19 protein-coding genes and 1 pseudogene are annotated in these 17,996 nt (G+C 62.5%); 9 read left to right on the top strand and 11 right to left on the bottom strand.

Annotated features, from left to right (window positions below; genetic code table 11):
• Positions 1–22: 22 nt before the first annotated feature.
• Positions 23–316, top strand: a complete 294-nt coding sequence (locus QCBJ_RS09250; RefSeq protein ID WP_012723570.1) for a DUF1330 domain-containing protein — start codon at positions 23–25, stop codon at positions 314–316.
• Between the two features lie 129 nt (positions 317–445).
• Here QCBJ_RS09250 and QCBJ_RS09245 read toward each other — a convergent pair whose 3' ends face one another.
• The 6 genes from QCBJ_RS09245 to QCBJ_RS09220 form a co-directional block, all read right to left on the bottom strand.
• The gene (locus QCBJ_RS09245; RefSeq protein WP_093546739.1) at positions 446–1,009 is read right to left on the bottom strand and encodes an NUDIX hydrolase; all 564 of its coding nucleotides are present in this window, start codon (positions 1,007–1,009) and stop codon (positions 446–448) included.
• A 2-nt stretch (positions 1,010–1,011) separates the two neighbouring features.
• A complete protein-coding gene (locus QCBJ_RS09240; RefSeq protein WP_012723572.1) occupies positions 1,012–1,764 on the bottom strand; it encodes a GntR family transcriptional regulator in 753 nt (250 codons plus the stop codon).
• Between the two features lie 143 nt (positions 1,765–1,907).
• A complete protein-coding gene (locus QCBJ_RS09235; protein ID WP_102060635.1) occupies positions 1,908–2,393 on the bottom strand; it encodes a flavin reductase family protein in 486 nt (161 codons plus the stop codon).
• Between the two features lie 12 nt (positions 2,394–2,405).
• Positions 2,406–3,887: an aldehyde dehydrogenase gene (locus QCBJ_RS09230; RefSeq protein ID WP_012723574.1), complete on the bottom strand. Its 1,482-nt coding sequence runs from the start codon at positions 3,885–3,887 to the stop codon at positions 2,406–2,408.
• The gene (locus QCBJ_RS09225) at positions 3,884–4,717 is read right to left on the bottom strand and encodes an alpha/beta fold hydrolase (RefSeq protein WP_043205174.1); all 834 of its coding nucleotides are present in this window, start codon (positions 4,715–4,717) and stop codon (positions 3,884–3,886) included. The genes QCBJ_RS09230 and QCBJ_RS09225 overlap by 4 nt, the downstream gene beginning before the upstream one ends.
• 42 nt (positions 4,718–4,759) lie before the next feature.
• Positions 4,760–5,350: an amino acid synthesis family protein gene (locus QCBJ_RS09220; protein ID WP_012723576.1), complete on the bottom strand. Its 591-nt coding sequence runs from the start codon at positions 5,348–5,350 to the stop codon at positions 4,760–4,762.
• Positions 5,351–5,537: 187 nt separating this feature from the next.
• On the opposite strand from QCBJ_RS09220, the gene ltnD reads away from it, so the two are divergent.
• The 5 genes from ltnD to otnI all read left to right on the top strand — a co-directional run bounded on the left by ltnD (position 5,538) and on the right by otnI (position 10,822).
• Positions 5,538–6,512: an L-threonate dehydrogenase gene (gene ltnD, locus QCBJ_RS09215; protein WP_256581479.1), complete on the top strand. Its 975-nt coding sequence runs from the start codon at positions 5,538–5,540 to the stop codon at positions 6,510–6,512.
• A 10-nt stretch (positions 6,513–6,522) separates the two neighbouring features.
• On the top strand, positions 6,523–7,815 hold the full coding sequence (otnK, locus tag QCBJ_RS09210; RefSeq protein WP_012723578.1) for a 3-oxo-tetronate kinase: 1,293 nt from the start codon (positions 6,523–6,525) through the stop codon (positions 7,813–7,815).
• Positions 7,812–8,456 carry an aldolase gene (locus QCBJ_RS09205; RefSeq protein ID WP_102060634.1) on the top strand — a complete coding sequence of 215 codons (645 nt, stop codon included), beginning with the start codon at positions 7,812–7,814 and terminating at the stop codon, positions 8,454–8,456. Before otnK ends, QCBJ_RS09205 begins: the two co-directional genes overlap by 4 nt.
• Positions 8,457–8,560: 104 nt before the next feature.
• Positions 8,561–10,021, top strand: a complete 1,461-nt coding sequence (locus QCBJ_RS09200; RefSeq protein ID WP_102060633.1) for an SLC13 family permease — start codon at positions 8,561–8,563, stop codon at positions 10,019–10,021.
• Positions 10,022–10,036: 15 nt separating this feature from the next.
• Complete coding sequence (gene otnI, locus QCBJ_RS09195; RefSeq protein WP_102060632.1) at positions 10,037–10,822, top strand: 2-oxo-tetronate isomerase; 786 nt, start codon at positions 10,037–10,039, stop codon at positions 10,820–10,822.
• A 302-nt stretch (positions 10,823–11,124) separates the two neighbouring features.
• On the opposite strand, the gene QCBJ_RS09190 is transcribed toward otnI, so the two are convergent.
• From QCBJ_RS09190 to QCBJ_RS09180, 4 genes and pseudogenes are all read right to left on the bottom strand, one after another.
• Complete coding sequence (locus tag QCBJ_RS09190; protein ID WP_046035749.1) at positions 11,125–11,946, bottom strand: DeoR/GlpR family DNA-binding transcription regulator; 822 nt, start codon at positions 11,944–11,946, stop codon at positions 11,125–11,127.
• Between the two features lie 85 nt (positions 11,947–12,031).
• Complete coding sequence (locus QCBJ_RS30675) at positions 12,032–12,799, bottom strand: methyl-accepting chemotaxis protein (protein ID WP_370636901.1); 768 nt, start codon at positions 12,797–12,799, stop codon at positions 12,032–12,034.
• 96 nt (positions 12,800–12,895) lie between these two features.
• A pseudogene (locus QCBJ_RS30670) lies at positions 12,896–13,819 on the bottom strand (cache domain-containing protein); the annotation flags it as partial.
• Between the two features lie 301 nt (positions 13,820–14,120).
• Positions 14,121–15,011, bottom strand: coding sequence for a bestrophin family protein (locus tag QCBJ_RS09180; protein WP_012723584.1), 891 nt, complete (start codon positions 15,009–15,011; stop codon positions 14,121–14,123).
• Between the two features lie 235 nt (positions 15,012–15,246).
• On the opposite strand from QCBJ_RS09180, the gene QCBJ_RS09175 reads away from it, so the two are divergent.
• Genes QCBJ_RS09175 through QCBJ_RS09165 form a run of 3 tightly spaced genes read left to right on the top strand, consistent with a single transcriptional unit; the run spans position 15,247 to position 17,638 of the window.
• The gene (locus tag QCBJ_RS09175; RefSeq protein ID WP_046035748.1) at positions 15,247–16,152 is read left to right on the top strand and encodes a hypothetical protein; all 906 of its coding nucleotides are present in this window, start codon (positions 15,247–15,249) and stop codon (positions 16,150–16,152) included.
• Entirely contained in the window at positions 16,137–17,183 is a 1,047-nt protein-coding gene (locus QCBJ_RS09170; RefSeq protein WP_102060631.1) for a GGDEF domain-containing protein, read from the top strand. Before QCBJ_RS09175 ends, QCBJ_RS09170 begins: the two co-directional genes overlap by 16 nt.
• A complete protein-coding gene (locus tag QCBJ_RS09165; protein WP_102060630.1) occupies positions 17,180–17,638 on the top strand; it encodes a metallophosphoesterase family protein in 459 nt (152 codons plus the stop codon). Before QCBJ_RS09170 ends, QCBJ_RS09165 begins: the two co-directional genes overlap by 4 nt.
• A 6-nt stretch (positions 17,639–17,644) precedes the next feature.
• Here the strand turns inward: QCBJ_RS09165 and QCBJ_RS09160 are convergent, their stop codons facing one another.
• Positions 17,645–17,944 carry a helix-turn-helix transcriptional regulator gene (locus QCBJ_RS09160; protein WP_102060659.1) on the bottom strand — a complete coding sequence of 100 codons (300 nt, stop codon included), beginning with the start codon at positions 17,942–17,944 and terminating at the stop codon, positions 17,645–17,647.
• Positions 17,945–17,996: the final 52 nt, after the last annotated feature.

Below are 17,996 nucleotides of genomic sequence, written 5' to 3'. Positions count from 1 at the left end.
AATTCAACAAGAGGATGTCACGATGAAGGCCTACTGGATTGCCCATGTGGATGTGTCTGATGCAGAGCAGTACACCCAGTACACCCAGCGCGCGCCGGCGGCGTTTGCAAAGTTTGGCGGGCGGTTCCTGGCCAGGGGCGGGCGCAGCGAGGCGATGGAAGGCGGGCCGTCACGGCAGCGTAATGTGGTGATTGAGTTTGAGAGCTATGAGCAGGCGGTGGCGTGTTACGCGTCTGCCGAATATCAGGAAGCGAAGGGGCACCGGGAGGGGGCAGGGGTGGCGCAGATTATTATTGTGGAAGGGCTGGCACCCTAGGTCATCAGGCCAAATGTGGGAGGGGGCTTGCTCCCGATAGCGGTAGTTCAGTCACTTCATGTATTGACTGACACACTGCTATCGGGAGCAAGCCCCCTCCCACATTTTGATCCGTGTTTGGCGGTGCGGTCAGCGGATGAAATGAATCTTGCCGCTGTCATCGTTCCCGATATAGATGCCATACACCCCAGCCTGGCGTTCCTCGATATACCGCTCGAGAATCTGCCTGATCGCCGGGTAGTAGATACTGTCCCAGGGAATATCCTCAGGCGCGAAGAACTTATAGTCCAGGGTCTCCGGCCCGAACTGGCCGGTGATCTCCAGCGCGATGGCGCGGAAGATGATGTAGACCTCGCTGATCCTGGGCACGCTGAAGATCGAGTAGGGCGATACGATCTCGGCACGTACGCCGCTTTCTTCCCACACTTCACGCAGCGCGGCCTGTTCGGTGGTTTCGCCACCTTCCATGAAACCGGCAGGCAATGTCCAGGTGCCGGGGCGGGGCGGGATCGCGCGTTGGCACAGCAGGTATTTGCCGTCCTGCTCGATGATGCAGCCGGCGATGATCTTGGGGTTGATGTAGTGGATATAGCCGCAGCCCCGGCACATCAGGCGCTCATGGGTATCGCCCGGTGGCAGCTGGTGACCGAGGTCACTGCCGCCGCATGTCGGGCAAAAGCTGGGGCTGGCCAAGGTCAGTGACCTATGCGCGGTTCTTTCAGCGCGATGGGCAGGGTGATTTCCGGAAGCTTGCCGGTTTCTTCCTGTTTGCGCTTGAGGTAGTCCAGGGCCACGGCGGCGGCGGCGCGCACGTGATCGACGCACGCCTGGTGGGCGGCCAGCGGGTCGCCGCTCTTGATCGCCTGGACCATGCGTTCCATTTCCTGGTTGCTGGTGCCGCGACGGTTTTCCTGGGACACCGAGGTGGCGCGCAGGTAGCTGATGCGGGCCTGCAACTGGCGCAGCTGGGTGGCCGCCACATGGTTGCCCGAACCTTCGAGCAGCACGTCGTAGAAGCCCTGCACCGAGTCGATGACCTGTTGCAGCTCGCCGTCCTTGAGGGCCTTGCGGTTTTCTTCGAGGGCTTTTTCCAGGGCCTTGATGTCCTTCGCCTTGGCGCGCAGGGTGAACAATTGCACGATCAAGCCTTCGAGCACGCAACGCAGTTCATAGATGTCGACGGCGTCGGCCAGGGTAATGATCGCTACCTGCGGGCCCTTGGCGTCGGCGAATTCCACCAGGCCTTCGGACTCCAGGTGACGCAAGGCTTCGCGCACCGAGGTGCGGCTGACCCCGAGGCGGTCGCACAGGTCGCGCTCCACCAGGCGGTCACCGGGCAGCAGTTGGAAGTTCATGATGGCGCTGCGCAGTTTTTCCAGCACGATTTCGCGCAGGGTGACCGGGTTGTGATTGACCTTGAAGCTGTCGTCGAGGGGCGCGCGTTTCATGGGGTCTGCTCTGAATTTAGCGGTTAACTGGAGGCCTCGGCCGGCCGGGGCCGATTGAGGGCCGAAAATCGTGCCCAAGTTTATCATGCTGCGTTCTTTAAGCGACAAACCCTCATGGCGCGCTCCCTCTGCCCCGGCGCGCCTCAGGCCAGGGGCGGCAGCGGGCCCAGCTTGCCCTTGTGGTAGATCATCGGCGTGACCGGTTCCTTGGGCAGGATCAGGTTCTTCACCGCGCCGACGATGATCGCGTGATCGCCGCCGTCGTATTCGCGCCACAGTTCGCACTCGATGATCGCCGTGGCCTTGGCCAGCAGCGGATTGCCCAGCTCGCTCAGGTGCCACTCGATGCCCTTGGCCTTTTCCTTGCCTTTGCTGGCGAACGCATAGGCCTCGGCGGTCTGGTCGGCGGACAGCAGGTGGATCGCGAAGCGCTTGCTGTCGCGCAGGATCGGGTAGGTGTCCGACGCATAGTTGGGGCAGAACAGCACCAGCGCCGGGTCGATCGACAGCGCGCTGAACGCACTGGCGGTAATGCCGACGATGCCGCCGTCCGGGTCGAGGGTGGTGACCACCGTGACGCCCGAAGGGAACGAGCTCATGACGTCTTTGTAAATGCCGGGTTCGATCATGGTCGGGGTCTCTTAACGCATCACGAAGGGATCAGGCATGGGCGCCTGGGAGAGGTTGATCCACACCGTCTTCAGCTCGGTGTAGGCGAGTACCGAATCGATGCCGCTTTCACGTCCGTAGCCGCTGTTCTTGAAGCCGCCGATGGGCGCCATTGCCGACACGGCACGGTAGGTGTTGACCCAGATGATCCCCGAGCGCACGTCCCGCGCCAGGCGGTGGGCGCGGCCGAGGTCGCGGGTCCAGATGCCGGCGGCGAGGCCGAATTGCGAGTCGTTGGCGATGGCCAGCGCTTCGGCTTCGTCCTTGAAACGGATGACCGAGGCCACCGGGCCGAACACTTCTTCCTGCATGATCTTCATCGAGTTGCGGTCGCATTCGAACAGCGTCGGCTCATAGAACCAGCCCTCGCCGAGGTTCTGCGGGCGTTTGCCGCCGGTGCGCAGGCGCGCGCCTTCGGCGATGGCATCCGCGACCAGGCCTTCGACCACGGCCAGTTGCTGCGCGGTGGCCATGGGCCCCATTTCGCTGGCGTCGTCCTGCGGGTTACCGATGCGGATGCGCTGGGCGCGTGCCACCAGGCGCTCGACGAATTCGTCGTAGATCTCATCCTGCACCAGCAGGCGCGAACCGGACACGCAGCTCTGCCCGGATGCCGCATAGATCCCGGCAATCGCGCCATTGATGGCGCTGTCGAGGTCGGCGTCGGCAAAGATGATATTCGGCGATTTGCCGCCCAGCTCCAGGGACAGCTTGGCGAAGTTCTCCGCGCTGCTGCGCACCACATGGCGGGCCGTGGCCGCGCCGCCGGTAAAGGCGATCTTGCGCACCAGCGGGTGGCGGGTGAGGGCGGCGCCGGTGCTGGGACCGTAGCCGGTGACCACGTTGACCACGCCCGGCGGGATCCCGGCTTCAAGGGCCAGGCGCGCCAGTTCGAGGATGGTCGCCGAGGCGTGTTCCGACGGCTTGATCACGATGGTATTGCCCGCCGCCAGGGCCGGCGCGAGTTTGATCGCGGTCAGGTACAGCGGGCTGTTCCACGGAATGATCGCCGCCACCACGCCCATGGCTTCGTGCACGGTGTAGGCGAACAGGTCCGGCTTGTCCAGCGGCAGGGTGCCGCCTTCGAGCTTGTCGGCCAGGCCGGCGGTGTAGTGGAAGAACTCCGGCAGGTAGCTGACCTGGCCACGGGTTTCGCGGATCAACTTGCCGTTGTCGCGGCTTTCCAGCTGGGCCAGTTGTTCCTTGTTGTCGGCGATCAGGTCGCCCAGGCGGCGCAGCAATTTGCCCCGTGCGGTGGCGGTGAGGCCACGCCAGGCCGGGCTGTCGAAGGCGCTTTGGGCGGCCTGTACGGCGCGCTCCACATCGGCTTCATCGGCGTCGGGCAGTTGCGCCCAGGGTTCGGCCAGGGCCGGGTTGAGGCTGTCGAAAGTCTTGCCGGACAGGGCATCGACCCATTCACCGCCGATGCACATCTGGAAGCGTGCGAGTGTCATGCAACGATCCCCTTGATTGGATTGTTTTGGGCGTACACCGTGTCGAGGAAGCCCAGCAGCAGCTGGTTGACCAGGCGTGGCGATTCTACCGGCATCATATGCCGTTGCTCGGCCAGCACTGCAACGGTGGCGCCGGGAATACGATCGGCCAGTTGCCGGGCCATTTCCGGGGTTGAACCGGGGTCGAGTTCGCCGGTGGCGACCAGGGTGGGGACGCGCAAACCCTTGAGGTCGTCGGCGCGGTACATGTCCTGGGTCGCAAACAGTTCGTAGGTGGTCAGGTAGCCCTGGGGGTCGTTGCCCGCCAGGGTTTCACGCAGGGCGGCGATCTGCGCCGGGTTGGCGGCCTGGTATTCACGGCTGAACCAGCGCGACAGCGCAGCTTCGGCATTCGCATCCGGGCCGTGTTCGGCGGCCTGGGCGGTGCGTGCGATCACGCCGGCACGCTGTTCGGGGCTGCGGTTGAACACGCTGTTGAGCACCACCAAGGAGGTGAGGCGCTCGGGGTAGTGCAGGGCAAACGCCCGGGCGACCAGGCCACCCATGGAAAAACCGATCACTGTGGCCTGGGGCAGTTGCAGGTGGTCGAGCAGCTCCAGCAACTGGTCGGCATACCCCAGCAGCGGCGTGCCGGCGGCCGGGCGCGGGCTGGCGCCATGGCCGAGCATGTCATAGCTGATCACGCGGTAGTTCGTGGCCAGGCCAACGACTTGCCCGCCCCACATTTCTTTATTCAGGCCCACGCCGTGGATCAAAACCACAGGCTGGCCTTGGCCGGTCGCCAGATAACTGGTGCCAGCCGGGGTGCGTTCAGCGGTGAGCCGAATCATGGAGCGCTCCTGCATGTTTTTTGTTGTGGTGGCCGGCCGTGCTTACTGGGCTTTTTCGGCCGCCAGCTCTTCCAGGTCGATATAACGGTTACCGATCCGTGGGTGCAGGCGGCCACCGTCGGCGCAACCCAGGACCACGACGATTTCGTCGGCACGCGGCGAATCTTCGATGTGCATTTCCAGGGTGATGTAGTGCGAACGCAGGCCTTCGTCGTCCTTGTGCATCATCGGGATCTGGATCGAAGTGCCCGGGCCGCCGCGCTTGTTGGTGAAGCTCAGGTAGCTCTTGGCCTTGACCGCTTCACGGTAGTGATTGCCGAAGCGCAGGGTGTGGATGATCGCGCTGGCGTGTTCGATCTCGCCATCGGCACCGACCACCGCTGCCTTGCCATACGCCTCGATGTTTTCGGCGCCGCCAATGATTGCTACCAGACGCTCGACCATCTGCGCGCCGAGGTCGGAGCAATTGGCGCGGATTTCCGGCTTGAGGTCTTCGACGAAACCACGACCCAACCATGGGTTCTTCAGCACCACCGCGAGGCCGACCATTTTCACCGGGGTGTCTGCGGCCTTGCCGCCTTCGATAAAGGTTTCTTCTACATAACTGACGATCTTGCGGATTTCGAAACTCATGAGCGGCTCCATCAGGTGTGGGGGAGTGGTTTGCGTATGATGGTATACCATAATACGCAAAGCACAAGCGTCGCAAATGAGTTTGCGTGGGGTGAGGCGATAAAGGGTGATGTGTGAAATTCTTTCGCTGGCGATGTTAAAAAATGTTAGATCGAAAAAATACTTCACATAATCTGTTCATTGGTGGATGATCAATTCCAATTCCAACGCGGCTCGCCGGTGTGGTGTCAGCCGCCGTTTTCCCCTGGAGTACCCCATGAATAATAAGAATGTCGGTGTGATCGGTTTGGGCGCGATGGGGCTAGGCATTGCCCGTTCGCTGTTGCGCGCAGGTTTCAATGTGCATGCCTGTGATGTACGCGAGGCGGTCACCCAGCAGTTCGCTGGCGAAGGCGGAGTGGCGTGCGCGTCACCGGCGCAGATGGCCGAGGCCTGTGATGTGCTCATCACCGTGGTGGTCAACGCCGAACAGACCGAAACCGTATTGTTCGGCGAAGGCGGTGCAGTGGCTGCATTGCGCCCTGCGAGCCTGGTGATCGGTTGTGCCACCGTGGCCCCGACCTACGCCGTCGACCTCGGCCAGCGCTTGGCCGACCACGGCCTGCTGTACCTGGATGCGCCGATTTCCGGCGGTGCGGCCAAGGCCGCCGCCGGTGAAATGACCATGATGACCTCGGGCCCGCAGGCCGCCTATGCCAAGGCCGATGCGGTGCTGGCAGGCATGGCCGGTAAGGTGTATCGCCTGGGCGACGTCCACGGCCTGGGTTCCAAGGTCAAGATCATCAACCAACTGCTCGCCGGTGTGCACATCGCGGCGTCCGCCGAGGCCATGGCTCTGGGCCTGCGCGAAGGGGTGGACGCCGAGGCCTTGTACGAGGTGATCACCCACAGCGCCGGTAATTCGTGGATGTTCGAGAACCGCGTGCCGCACATTCTCAAGGCCGACTACACGCCACTGTCGGCGGTGGATATTTTCGTCAAGGACCTCGGCCTGGTGCTGGATACCGCGCGTGCGAGCAAATTCCCGCTGCCGTTGTCCGCCACCGCGCACCAGATGTTCATGCAGGCCTCCAGCGCCGGTTTTGGCCGTGAGGACGACTCGGCGGTGATCAAGATTTTCCCCGGCATCGACCTGCCGACTGCCAAGCCCGAGCCGGTGTAAGGAACGCTTTATGACTAACCCCACCACGCGCCCGTTGCTGGGCTGCATCGCCGACGATTTCACCGGCGCCACCGACCTGGCCAACATGTTGGTACGCGGCGGCATGCGTACAGTGCAGAGCATTGGCATCCCCAGTCGCGAAGTCGCGGACGGGCTGGATGCAGACGCCATCGTCATCGCCCTCAAGTCGCGCACCACGCCGGTGGCAGAGGCTGTCGAGGAATCCCTGGCCGCGCTGGACTGGCTGCGCGAGCAGGGCTGCGAACAGATTTTCTTCAAGTACTGCTCCACATTCGACTCCACCGCCGCCGGCAATATCGGCCAGGTCAGCGAGGCCTTGCTCAAGGCGCTGGGCAGTGATTTCACCTTGGCCTGCCCGGCGTTCCCGGAAAACGGCCGGACGATTTTCCGTGGCCACCTGTTTGTGCAGGACCAGTTGCTCAATGAGTCGGGCATGCAGCATCACCCACTGACGCCGATGGGCGACGCCAACTTGGTGCGCGTGCTGCAACGTCAGACTGCATTGCCGGTCGGGCTGCTGCGTTACGACGCGGTTGCTGCGGGGGTGGACGCGACCCGTACGAAGATCGCCGAACTGCGCGCGCAAGGCGTGGGCATTGCCATCGCCGACGCGCTGTCGGACCAGGACCTCTACACCCTGGGCAGCGCCTGCGCCGACTTGCCGCTGCTCACCGGTGGCTCGGGCCTGGCCCTGGGGCTGCCGGGCAATTTCCGCCGCGCGGGTAAATTGCGCGACTTCGATGTGAACACGTTGCCCACGGTCAGCGGTGGCGAAGTGGTGCTGGCCGGCAGTGCGTCGGTGGCGACCCTCGGCCAGGTCGCGGCCTGGTGCGAGGCGGGCCGCCCGGCGTTGCGCATCGATCCCATCGCCCTGGCCGCCGGTGAGCCGGTGGTGGCGCAGGCGCTGGCCTTTGCCCGCGACAGTGCACACACCGTATTGATCTACGCCACCAGCACCCCGGCCGAGGTCAAGGCGGTGCAGCAACAGCTGGGTGTCGAACGCGCCGGCGCCCTTGTGGAGAACGCCTTGGGCGAGATCGCTGCCGGCTTGCGCGAGCAGGGTGTGCGGCGCTTTGTGGTGGCGGGCGGGGAGACCTCCGGCGCGGTGGTCAAGGCCCTCGGCGTCAACCTGTTGCAGATTGGTGCACAGATCGACCCCGGCGTGCCGGCCACGGTCAGCAGTTCCACCGAGCCGCTGGCACTGGCGCTGAAATCGGGCAACTTCGGGGGGCGCGAGTTCTTTGCCAAGGCCCTTGCGCACCTGGCCGGAGGTGCCCAATGAGCGGCACTGACGAACAGGCCCTGCGCGAAGAAATCTGCGACGTCGGCCACAGCCTGTATCAACGTGGCTACACCGTCGGCAGCGCCGGCAATATCAGTGCGCGCCTGGACGATGGCTGGTTGATTACGCCCACCGACGTCTGCCTGGGTCGCCTGGCGCCTGGGGCGATTGCCAAGGTCAACCTGAAGGGCGAGTGGGTGTCCGGCGACAAACCCTCGAAGACCCTGGCCCTGCACCGTCAGGTGTATGACCGCAACCCTACGGTGGGCGGGGTGGTGCACACCCATTCCACCCACCTGGTGGCGTTGACCCTGGCCGGGGTGTGGCGGGCGGACGATATTCTGCCGCCGCTCACGCCCTATCAGGTGATGAAGGTCGGGCACATCCCCCTGATCGGCTACCAGCGTCCGGGCTCGCCCGACGTCGCCGAGCAAGTGGCGCAACTGGCCAACAGCGTGCGAGGGGTGATGCTCGAGCGCCTGGGGCCGGTGGTCTGGGAAAGCTCGGTGGCCAAGGCCAGCTACGCCCTGGAAGAGTTGGAAGAAACCGCCCGGCTCTGGCTGATGAGCAACCCCCGGCCCGAGCCGCTGAGCCAGGCCGCCTTGGATGAACTGCGCGAGACGTTCGGCGCGCATTGGTAATGCCGTAGACCGACACTGCAAGCCCCCCCCCCCCGCGAGACCCGCCTGCGGAGCGTGACGGGAGCGGCTTGCGCCAAAAAACAATAACAACAGGACATTCTCGAATGAGCCCACTGATTTTGATGTTGACCGCCGGCGCGGGTATCGCGCTGCTACTGTTTCTGGTCCTCAAGTACAAATTCCAGCCGTTTGTCGCGCTGATGCTGGTGAGTATCGTGGTGGCGCTGGTGGCCGGGGTGAAACCGGCTGACCTGGTGGCGACGATCGAAGGCGGCATGGGCAAGACCCTTGGCCACATCGCAATCATCATTGCCCTGGGGGCGATGATCGGGCGGATCATCGAGCTGTCCGGCGGTGCCGAAGCCTTGGCCAAGTCGCTGATCGAGCGGTTTGGCAACAGCCGTACGCCGCTGGCGCTGACCATCGCCGGGTTCATCATCGGCGTGCCGGTGTTCTTTGAAGTCGGGGTGATTATCCTCATGCCGCTGGCCTACGGCGTGGCACGCCGGGCCCGCAAGCCGCTGCTGATGTTCGCGTTGCCGATGTGTGCGGCGCTGCTCACGGTGCATGCGTTTCTGCCGCCGCATCCGGGCGCCGTGGCCGCCGCCAGCCAACTGGGTGCCGACCTGGGCCGGGTGCTGATGTTCGGCCTGCCGATCACCGCGTTGCTGTGCTACGTCGGCTACCGCGTGGCGGGGCGCATGACGCGGCGTTTCTATCCGATGACCGATGACATCCGTGCCGAAGTCTATGGCCCTCACGTGACCAATGAAGACCTGCGGGCCTGGACCAACGGCAACCACCAGGCGGTGCAACAGAGCGCTGTGGCCGAGTCCCCTATGGGCCTGGAAGAGTCCACCAGCGCCATTGCCGCCAAGTTGCCGGCGGCGCCTGCGCCGGGGTTCGGGCTGATCGTCGGCCTGATCCTGCTGCCGATTGTCTTGATTCTGCTGGGTACCCTGGCCACCTCGCTGCTGCCGATCGAATCGGCGTTGCGTGGGGTGATGACTGTGCTGGGCGCGCCGTTGGTGGCGCTGCTGATCGACACCTTGCTGTGCGCCTGGCTGCTCGGCTCGCGCCGTGGCTGGAGCCGCAGCCAGGTCTCCGACGTGATCGGCTCGGCGTTGCCGGGCGTGGCCATGGTGATCCTGATTGCCGGTGCCGGTGGGGTGTTCGGTAAAGTGCTGGTAGACACCGGGATCGGCGCGGTGGTCTCCGACATGCTGCGCACCACCGGCCTGCCGGTGCTGGCCCTGGGCTTCTTGCTGACCATGCTGTTGCGGGCGGTGCAGGGTTCCACCACAGTGGCGCTGGTGACCACCGCCGGTATCATCAGCCCGCTGATCGCCACCCTCAACCTGACGCCCAACCACCTGGCGCTGCTGTGCCTGGCCATGGGCGGTGGCGGGCTGGCCATGTCGCATATCAACGATGCCGGCTACTGGATCTTCACCAAGCTTGCCGGGCTCAACGTGGCCGATGGTCTGCGCACGTGGACGGTGATCACCACCTTGCTCGGCACCTTGGGTTTCGTGATTACATTGCTGATCTGGCCTTTTGTCTGATTTCCAGGAGTTCCTATGCCTCGTTTTGCTGCCAACCTGAGCATGCTTTACCCGCAACATGACTTTCTCGAGCGCTTCAGTGCCGCGAAGGCCGATGGGTTTGACGCGGTGGAGTACCTGTTTCCTTACGAGTACGACGCGCAGGTGCTCAAGCAGCGCCTGAGTGATAACGGCCTGGTGCAGGCGTTGTTCAACGCACCGCCCGGTGACTGGGCTGCAGGGGAGCGGGGCATCGCGAGCCTGCCGGGGCGTGAGGCCGAGTTTCGCAGCGGCTTCGACCGCGCGTTGGAATACGCCGCCGTGCTCGGCAATGACCGCGTGCACGTCATGGCCGGTTTGCTGCCCTCGGAAAACCTGCGCCAGCGCCATCAGGCCGTGTACCTGGAAAACCTCGCCTACGCCAGTGCGGCGGCGGCTGAGGCCGGCGTCACCGTATTGCTGGAGCCGATCAACACCCGCGACATGCCGGGTTTTTTCCTCAACCGCCAGGACCAGGCCCACGCCATCTGCCGTGAAGTCGGCGCGCGCAACCTCAAGGTGCAGTTTGACTGCTACCACTGCCAGATCGTCGAAGGCGACTTGGCCACCAAGCTGCGCCGCGACTTCGACGGCATTGGTCATATCCAGATCGCCGGGGTACCGGACCGTCACGAGCCTGACCTGGGCGAGTTGAACTACGCGTACCTGTTCGAACTGATGGACCAGTTGGGCTATGACGGCTGGGTCGGCTGCGAATACCGGCCAAAGGGCGACACCTCGGCGGGCCTGCAATGGTTGCGGGACTGGAAAGGGGCTCGATAGTCGACGAGCCTGTGCGTCGGTTTGGTTCAAAGGTGGGAGGGGCGGTGCGACGATTCGACTTGCCCCTGATAGCGGTGTGTCAGCCGACACATCTACCCGCAATGCCGCCGCCATCGAAGCCTCGCTAACGCTCGACATCTCCCACAGGGGACCAGCGGTGACCCACTTCCCACCTGCCAACCGAACTCAAATGTGGGAGGGGGCTTGCCCCCGATAGCTGTGTGTCAGACAACACACCTGCCAACCCTGGCACCGCCATCGAAGCCTCGCTAAAGCTCGACCTCTCCCACAAAGGAAGGGCATCACGCCGGCAATGGATCGCCCGGTAGCATCAATTCAATCCCGCGCTTGCGGATGCCATCCGCCGCCGCCGGCGCCAGGCCGTCGTCGCTGATGATCACGTCGAACGGTTCCAGCCCGGCGATGCGGTACATGCTGAAGGTGCCGTACTTGGAACTGCTCGCCACCAGTACGACCTGGGACGCCGATTGCATTGCCACTTGCTTGACCTCGACTTTCAGCGCTGAGGGGGTGGTGATGCCTCGGTGCAAATCCCAGGAGCTGGTGGACACAAAGGCGATGTCCGTGACTACCTGGCGCAAGGTCGCCACCGCCAGCCCGCCGACCGAAGAATGGTTGTCATGGTCCAGTTGGCCGCCGGTGTGGATCACAGTGACCTGCGTCGCATCCATCAAGGCCTGTACGATCCCGAAGTCGTTGGTGACCACCGTCATCCCCGACAGCGCCTTGATGTAAGGGACGATCTCCAGCGTGCTGGTGCCTGCATCCAGGTACACCGTCATGTCCGCGTGCAGCAACCGCGCGGCCAGTCGTGCCATCGCCTGCTTTTGCGGCAATTCCACCACGGCTTTGGATTGATGGCTGGGCTCGCTGTGCAGCTGGCTGGCGATCCTGACCCCTCCGGTGACGGAGTACGCCCGGCCTTCCTGCTCCAGCAGTGCAATATCACGGCGCACGGTCATGTGCGAGCAGTCGAACATCTCCATCAACTGGTGCACGCTCATCACCTGATGCTTGCGCAACTGCCGCAGGATTTGTTCGCGACGCTGCTCGGGGATCATCGGGGTGCTGCTGTCGGCGGCCGTGTCCTTGGGGGTGGGCATTAAGGCTCCAAAGGTAAGGTGCGGGGGAGTGCGTGGCTATAGTAGCCAATACACGCCCCCGCAAGCGACCCCGGTGTGACGGCGGTTAGAACTTGAACCGCCCCACCAAGCCCTTGAGCTGACCCGAAATATCCGTCAACCGACCTGACCCGGTCTGCGCCGAGTGGGCGAATTCTTCAACCAATTGCGCATCGGCATGGATCTGCGCGATGTGCCGGTTGATCTCTTCGGCCACTTGGTGTTGTTCCTCGGCGGCCGTTGCGATCTGGGTATTCTGGTCGCGGATCGAGTCCACCGAGCCACGGATCTTGTCGAAGCTGTCGCGGGCCTGCTGGATGCGTTCCACGCTGGTGTGGGACACCTGCAGGCTGCCTTGCATCTGCTGCGTGACTTCCTGGGTGCGGCGGGCGAGGTTACCGAGCAGGCTGTCGATTTCACCGGTGGAGTCGGCGGTGCGGCGCGCCAGGGCGCGGACTTCGTCGGCGACCACGGCGAAGCCTCGGCCCTGGTCACCGGCGCGCGCGGCTTCAATCGCGGCGTTGAGCGCCAGCAGGTTGGTCTGTTCGGCAATCGAACGGATGGTGTCGAGGATGGTGTTGATGTTTTTGCTGTCCTGCTCCAGCAGTTGCATGGTCTGGGTCGACTTCTGCAGGTCCTCGCTGAGCTTGAGCACGCTGCCGGTGGCTTCGCCGATGTGCTGCTGGCCGTCGTGCACGTCGCGGTAGCCTTCGTCGGCACTGGTGGCGGCGGCGCTGCAGGAACGGGCGACTTCGTTGGCGGTGGCCACCATTTCGTTGAACGCGGTGCTGACCAGCTCCACCGCTTCACGCTGGCGGCCGGCGGCCTGGTTCATATTGTGGGCGACTTCGCTGGTGTCGGCGGCGGCCGTTTGCAGGTCGGAAGAGGCGTTGCCGATGCGCTGCACCAGCTGCGCGATCATGCTCAGGAACTGGTTGAACCAGCCGGCCAGGCTGGCGGTTTCGTCCTTGCCTTGCACCTTGAGTTGGCGCGTCAGGTCGCCTTCGCCTTCGGCGATTTCTTGCAGGCCGTCGGCCACGCCGCGAATCGGGCGCACGATGACGCTGGCAAAACTGGCGCCGACAATCGCGAACACCAACGCCAATACTGCTGCGATGGCCGCGATCAACCAGGTCAGGCGGGTAGCGCCGGCCATCACTTCGTCGCGCTTGATCAGGCCGATAAACCGCCAGCCGAGGTCCTTGGAACTGACCATGTTGGCCATGTAGGCCACGCCATCAATGTCGATCTGGCTCACGCCGTCGCCGCGCTTGGCCAGTTCGGCGTAGTTGGGGCCCAGGTCGGCCAGGGGCTTGAAGTTGTGCTTGGCATCGCTGGGGTCGACCAGCACGTTGCCGTTGCCTTCCACCAGCATCAGGTAGCCGCTGTCGCCCAGCTTGATGTTGCGTACCAGCTCGGTGAGCTGCTTGAGCGACACGTCCAGGCCAACCACGCCGAGGATATTCCCGCTGCCGTCGGCGACGGTGTGTACGGTGCCGATCAGCGTCACATCGTCCGGCGCCCAATAGTAGGCGCCGGTGCGCACGGTTTTACCCGGCGCGGCGATGGCCGCCTGATACCAGGGGCGTACGCGCGGGTCGTAGTTGTTCAGTTTGGTGTCATCAGGCCAGCTGGCATAACCGCCGTCGGCGAGGCCCAACGACAAGTAGGCGGTGCTCGGGTGGCTTTTGGCGAACTGGTCGAAAATCGCCAGCAGGTCTTTGTTGGTCTGGGTCAGGGGGATTTGCGCGGCGTCGGCACCGGCGTAACTCTTGAGGTCCTTGGCCGCGACAACGCGCGGGTCCTTGGCGACGAAGTCGACGTTCTGGCTGATGCCGTCGAAGAACTGCTTCATGCCATTGTCGATCTGACGGATTTCGCGGCCGCTGCTGTCGAGGAAATTGGCCACGGCCCCCTCGCGCACATTCAGTACAACTAACACAGCGACCAAAATAACCGGGACGCACGCGATGGCGGCAAACGCCCAGGTCAGCTTTTGCTTGATATTCATGACTTCACCCGCGGGTATTTATATTTTTGGCAAGGAGAAAACAGTAGTGTCGAGCGTCGCATGTGTTGTTGTGAGGGGGATATGGCCCATGCGTACCCCCTGTATATCGACTGCGGGGGCAAGCACTTGAGGGCCGAGGGCAGGTTTAACCGATGCGCTCGCCACCGAGAGCGTCACGCTGCATCGACTGCAGGTTTTTCTCGATGGTTTCGCAGATGGTTTCCATCTGGATCTGGTGTTCGCTGGAGTTGAACGGGCTTTGCAGGTCGGTGCCGATGCGTTCGATGGCGAGCAGCATAAAACCGACCACCGTCGACGCCAGCGGGGTAAACCAACCCAGGGATTCCACCAGGCCCACCGGCACGATCAGGCAGAACAGCGAGATAAACAGCCGTGGGAAGTACACGTAAGGGTAGGGCAGTGGCGTGTTGGCGATGCGCTCCATGCCGCCCTGGGCGTTGGACAGATCCACCAGGGTCGACTCCAGCCGCGCCAGGCGGATGCTGTCCAGGTGCCCGGCCTTGTATTCCTTGGCCAGCAACGCCGCCGACCCGGTGAGTATGTCATTGGCAAAGTTATTGGTGGCACCGTTGCGCGCAAATTCCTCGGCCGGGATAAACGCCCGCACTTCTTCGGGGCATGGCTCGCCTTTAAGGTGGGCGGCCAGGCAATTCACGTAGGCCACATGGCGGCGCAGCAGGGTGGCCTTGACCGGGTTCACTTCTCCGTCGGGGTCGTCCAGCAGGGTCAGTACCTGGCGGGCAAAGCTGCGCGAGTTGTTGACCATCGCACCCCACAGGGTACGGGCTTCCCACCAGCGGTTATAGGCGCTGCTGTTACGGAAACTGATCAGCACCACCAGCGCCGAACCCAGCAGGGTGAGCGGCATCAGCGGCAGATTGATCTTGGCGGTGAGAAACAGCATGAAGTCCACGGTGACGGCGACGTCCCACAGCAACAGCCAGAACAGCGCCCAGCCCACGTAGCCCATGGTCTTGATGATCAAACGGTATTTTTTGATGATGGCGGCTTTCAAACGAGGCCCTCGCGGCGAGCAGTAAGCAACAGTGCTAAAGCTCGGACGTCGGCTTGCGGGGAAGGTTCGCTGCGGCGACTGAAACGGTTAAGCCATCGAGGTCTTTTTGGAACAATTTTGGTAGCGACGGTGTCCTCTACGCTAATCACGATAGATTGCGCTCAAGGCAAAACGCCATTATCGGTGCTGCAATTGAGATCAGTGAATCCAAGTTGTTTGATCAGGGCTCTTTCTCATGTGCAGTGGTTCGTTGAAGTTGGCGATAGAACAGTCGGCGCGGGCGTTTGAGCGTCATGTGGATTTTGAAGCGTGTATTCGTTCCCATTATTCGATTTTGTTGGAGTGCTATTCAAAAAGACCGTTTTTCTATAAGACCGCACTCAAGTTCAGTCGCTTGATGGTGTCCTTTACCTTATTGAGCACGTATTTCTCCAAGCCCGTTCCCTTACTGTCCGAGGTGAAAGCGTTTTGTGTGGCGCGCGGGTTCTGTTCCAGAAACAGCCTGGAGTCGATCTTCCTGCTGTTCAGGGCGCTGGGGTTCATGACGGTGTCCAGGCATCCGGATGACAGCCGTTTGCGGGTATTCAGCCCGTCATCCCAAGCCTGCGAGGAGATCCGGCGGATGCTCACCTCCGTGGTCGAGCCGCTGGGTGTGATGTGCTCGGGAACGGCGGTGTGCGGGTCAATGGGCGGGTTGGATGATCGCGCCTATCTGGCACGTTATTTCAAAGGATTTTCGGTCCTTCTCTCCCATAACGTGACCATCGACCTGTTGATGCCTGATTGTTATTGGCTGGTAAAACGCGATGCCGGGCATATGTTGATGCTGGCGATCTATAACGATGCGTGTGCGCTCGATAATCAAGGGGCAAGTTTCAGGTCTTCGTCCTACCTTTCCATCGCTGAGCAACTCTCGGTATCCAAGACCCACGTTATTCGTCTGGTTCAAGAGGGGGCCGACCGGGGCTATTTCAAGATTCATTCCAAGACATTGCTTGAAGTCCTGCCACCTTTTATGGTGTTGGTCAGGCGGTTTATGGCTTACTCGTTTGCGACCGGCCTCCACAGTCTTCAACTGAGTCATGCCGATAGCACACCGGCCACTCATTCACAGGGAGTGACGGGATGCCGGCTAATGTGAAGCTCAGGCCACGGATGCAAAGACTGTTGTCGCCCGCGATCGCCAAGGCTGAACTGATCGGGATTTTCGCCTGGCTGGCGGTGTTGCTGGTGGACCGCTGGGCGATGTTTGGCTGGCCGGTCGCGCTGGTCACGATCGGGCTGTGCGGGGTGTATGGGGTTCACCGAGTGGTGACTCATTATGTGCTGTGGCGGGCGCTGGGTGTGGCCTACATGGTGCTGCTGTCTGCGGGTTTTGCCTATGTGGTTCACGTCCATCCCGCGCTGCAGGTGTTTGCCTTGCCGCTGGCCGTGACCTTGGTGCTGAGCAGTGCAATCCTGTTTATCGTGGTTCAGGATTTTCTGGTCTGCGCCGCCTTGGTCTGGTTACTGACGTGGCCCAGCATTCAGATGAGCCTTTACGAAGGCGTCGATATCTACGTGTTTATCTTTTGTGCCGCGTCGGTGGCGATCGGCTTTATCTTGAATGTCTACTACCTGAAGAACCTGCGTTCGGTGTTAATGGTGGAGAGTGAGTTTAGGGAGTTGGCCGAGACCGATTACTTGACCTCCATCCTGAACCGGCGGGCCTTTATGGAGAGCTTTTCCAAACTGATTGCGGCCGGTGATACCGGCTACTTCATGATGCTGGATATCGACAGTTTCAAATTAAAGAATGACCAGTTCGGTCATGACGTCGGCGACAGGATTCTCTGCGCCATGGCCGCGTGCCTTAAATCCACCCCAGGCAGCCACAGTTTCGGCAGGATTGGCGGCGAAGAATTCGGAGTGTTGCTGGTGGGCGATGACCCTGGTCTCGCCACCGATTACGCGCTGCACCTGCTGCAAGCGATCCGCAGCAGTGTCGCGCCGCCCCATGACTACACCTGCAGTGCGGGCATGACGCATTTTACGCTCGGGGCCGATATGTCGGCGGTTCTCAAGCGTGCCGACCGCAACCTCTACACCGCCAAGGGCAACGGCAAGGATCGCGTGTACCTAGATGGCGCGCGGGTGTCTCACGGTTCGATTTCCACCCCGGAGGCCCTATGAAAGTTGGCGTGATTTCCGATACCCATGGCCTGCTGCGACCTGAAGCCGTGGTGGCTTTGCAGGGATGTGAGCAGATCATTCATGCCGGCGATATCGGCAGCCCTGAGATTCTTCAGCAATTGGCGCAGATCGCGCCCCTGCACGTGGTGCGCGGCAACAATGACCAGGACGCGCCGTGGGCAGAGCAGGTGCCCGACCATCTGCTGCTGGATGTGGACGGATGGCGGACGTTGGTGGTGCATGACATCGCCGACGTACCCGCCTTACTCGACACGTCTACTCGGCTGGTGATCACCGGCCATTCGCACAAACCCCTGATCGAATGGCGCGGCGCAACGCTGTATGTGAACCCCGGCAGTGCAGGGCGGCGGCGCTTCAAGTTGCCGGTGACGTTGGCGGTGCTGGAGGTGCTGGAGACGTCGATCGAGCCGAGCCTTATCGCGCTGCTGGACTGACAGGGTTTACCGCTGGGCAAGAATGCAGTGCAGTAACCCCGGGAACCGTTCCTCCAGCACATCACCGCGCAACGAATTCAGATGAGTGGTCCCCGCGCTGCGGGTGTGCACCAACCCGGCGTCGCGCAACACGCGAAAGTGATGGGACATGCTCGACTTGGGCCGCCCGCCATCCAGTTCGCCGCAGGTGGCTTCGGGCACACCGGCCAGGCAGCGCACGATTTCCAGGCGCACCGGGTCACTCAGCGCATATAGCAGGCGCTCGAGGGTCAGGTCTTCCAGAGGGGGATGTTTAAAGGCTCGCATGAAACGAATCATAACAGGGGGGTATCATCGAATACCATAGTTCGATTACCAT

The sequence above is a fragment of the Pseudomonas sp. QC2 genome (assembly GCF_002859085.1).
Lineage (GTDB): Bacteria > Pseudomonadota > Gammaproteobacteria > Pseudomonadales > Pseudomonadaceae > Aquipseudomonas > Aquipseudomonas petroselini.
This window is presented reverse-complemented; position numbering and strand designations above follow the sequence as displayed.

Bases quoted from the DNA above. Each gene is read 5' to 3' on its own strand.
- QCBJ_RS09250 (WP_012723570.1), top strand. From the start codon at position 23: ATGAAGGCCTACTGGATTGCCCATGTGGATGTGTCTGATGCAGAGCAG.
- QCBJ_RS09240 (WP_012723572.1), bottom strand. From the start codon at position 1,764: ATGAAACGCGCGCCCCTCGACGACAGCTTCAAGGTCAATCACAACCCG.
- QCBJ_RS09235 (WP_102060635.1), bottom strand. From the start codon at position 2,393: ATGATCGAACCCGGCATTTACAAAGACGTCATGAGCTCGTTCCCTTCG.
- QCBJ_RS09230 (WP_012723574.1), bottom strand. From the start codon at position 3,887: ATGACACTCGCACGCTTCCAGATGTGCATCGGCGGTGAATGGGTCGAT.
- QCBJ_RS09225 (WP_043205174.1), bottom strand. From the start codon at position 4,717: ATGATTCGGCTCACCGCTGAACGCACCCCGGCTGGCACCAGTTATCTG.
- QCBJ_RS09220 (WP_012723576.1), bottom strand. From the start codon at position 5,350: ATGAGTTTCGAAATCCGCAAGATCGTCAGTTATGTAGAAGAAACCTTT.
- ltnD (WP_256581479.1), top strand. From the start codon at position 5,538: ATGATCAATTCCAATTCCAACGCGGCTCGCCGGTGTGGTGTCAGCCGC.
- otnK (WP_012723578.1), top strand. From the start codon at position 6,523: ATGACTAACCCCACCACGCGCCCGTTGCTGGGCTGCATCGCCGACGAT.
- QCBJ_RS09205 (WP_102060634.1), top strand. From the start codon at position 7,812: ATGAGCGGCACTGACGAACAGGCCCTGCGCGAAGAAATCTGCGACGTC.
- QCBJ_RS09200 (WP_102060633.1), top strand. From the start codon at position 8,561: ATGAGCCCACTGATTTTGATGTTGACCGCCGGCGCGGGTATCGCGCTG.
- otnI (WP_102060632.1), top strand. From the start codon at position 10,037: ATGCCTCGTTTTGCTGCCAACCTGAGCATGCTTTACCCGCAACATGAC.
- QCBJ_RS09190 (WP_046035749.1), bottom strand. From the start codon at position 11,946: ATGCCCACCCCCAAGGACACGGCCGCCGACAGCAGCACCCCGATGATC.
- QCBJ_RS30675 (WP_370636901.1), bottom strand. From the start codon at position 12,799: ATGAACCAGGCCGCCGGCCGCCAGCGTGAAGCGGTGGAGCTGGTCAGC.
- QCBJ_RS09175 (WP_046035748.1), top strand. From the start codon at position 15,247: ATGTGCAGTGGTTCGTTGAAGTTGGCGATAGAACAGTCGGCGCGGGCG.
- QCBJ_RS09170 (WP_102060631.1), top strand. From the start codon at position 16,137: ATGCCGGCTAATGTGAAGCTCAGGCCACGGATGCAAAGACTGTTGTCG.
- QCBJ_RS09165 (WP_102060630.1), top strand. From the start codon at position 17,180: ATGAAAGTTGGCGTGATTTCCGATACCCATGGCCTGCTGCGACCTGAA.
- QCBJ_RS09160 (WP_102060659.1), bottom strand. From the start codon at position 17,944: ATGCGAGCCTTTAAACATCCCCCTCTGGAAGACCTGACCCTCGAGCGC.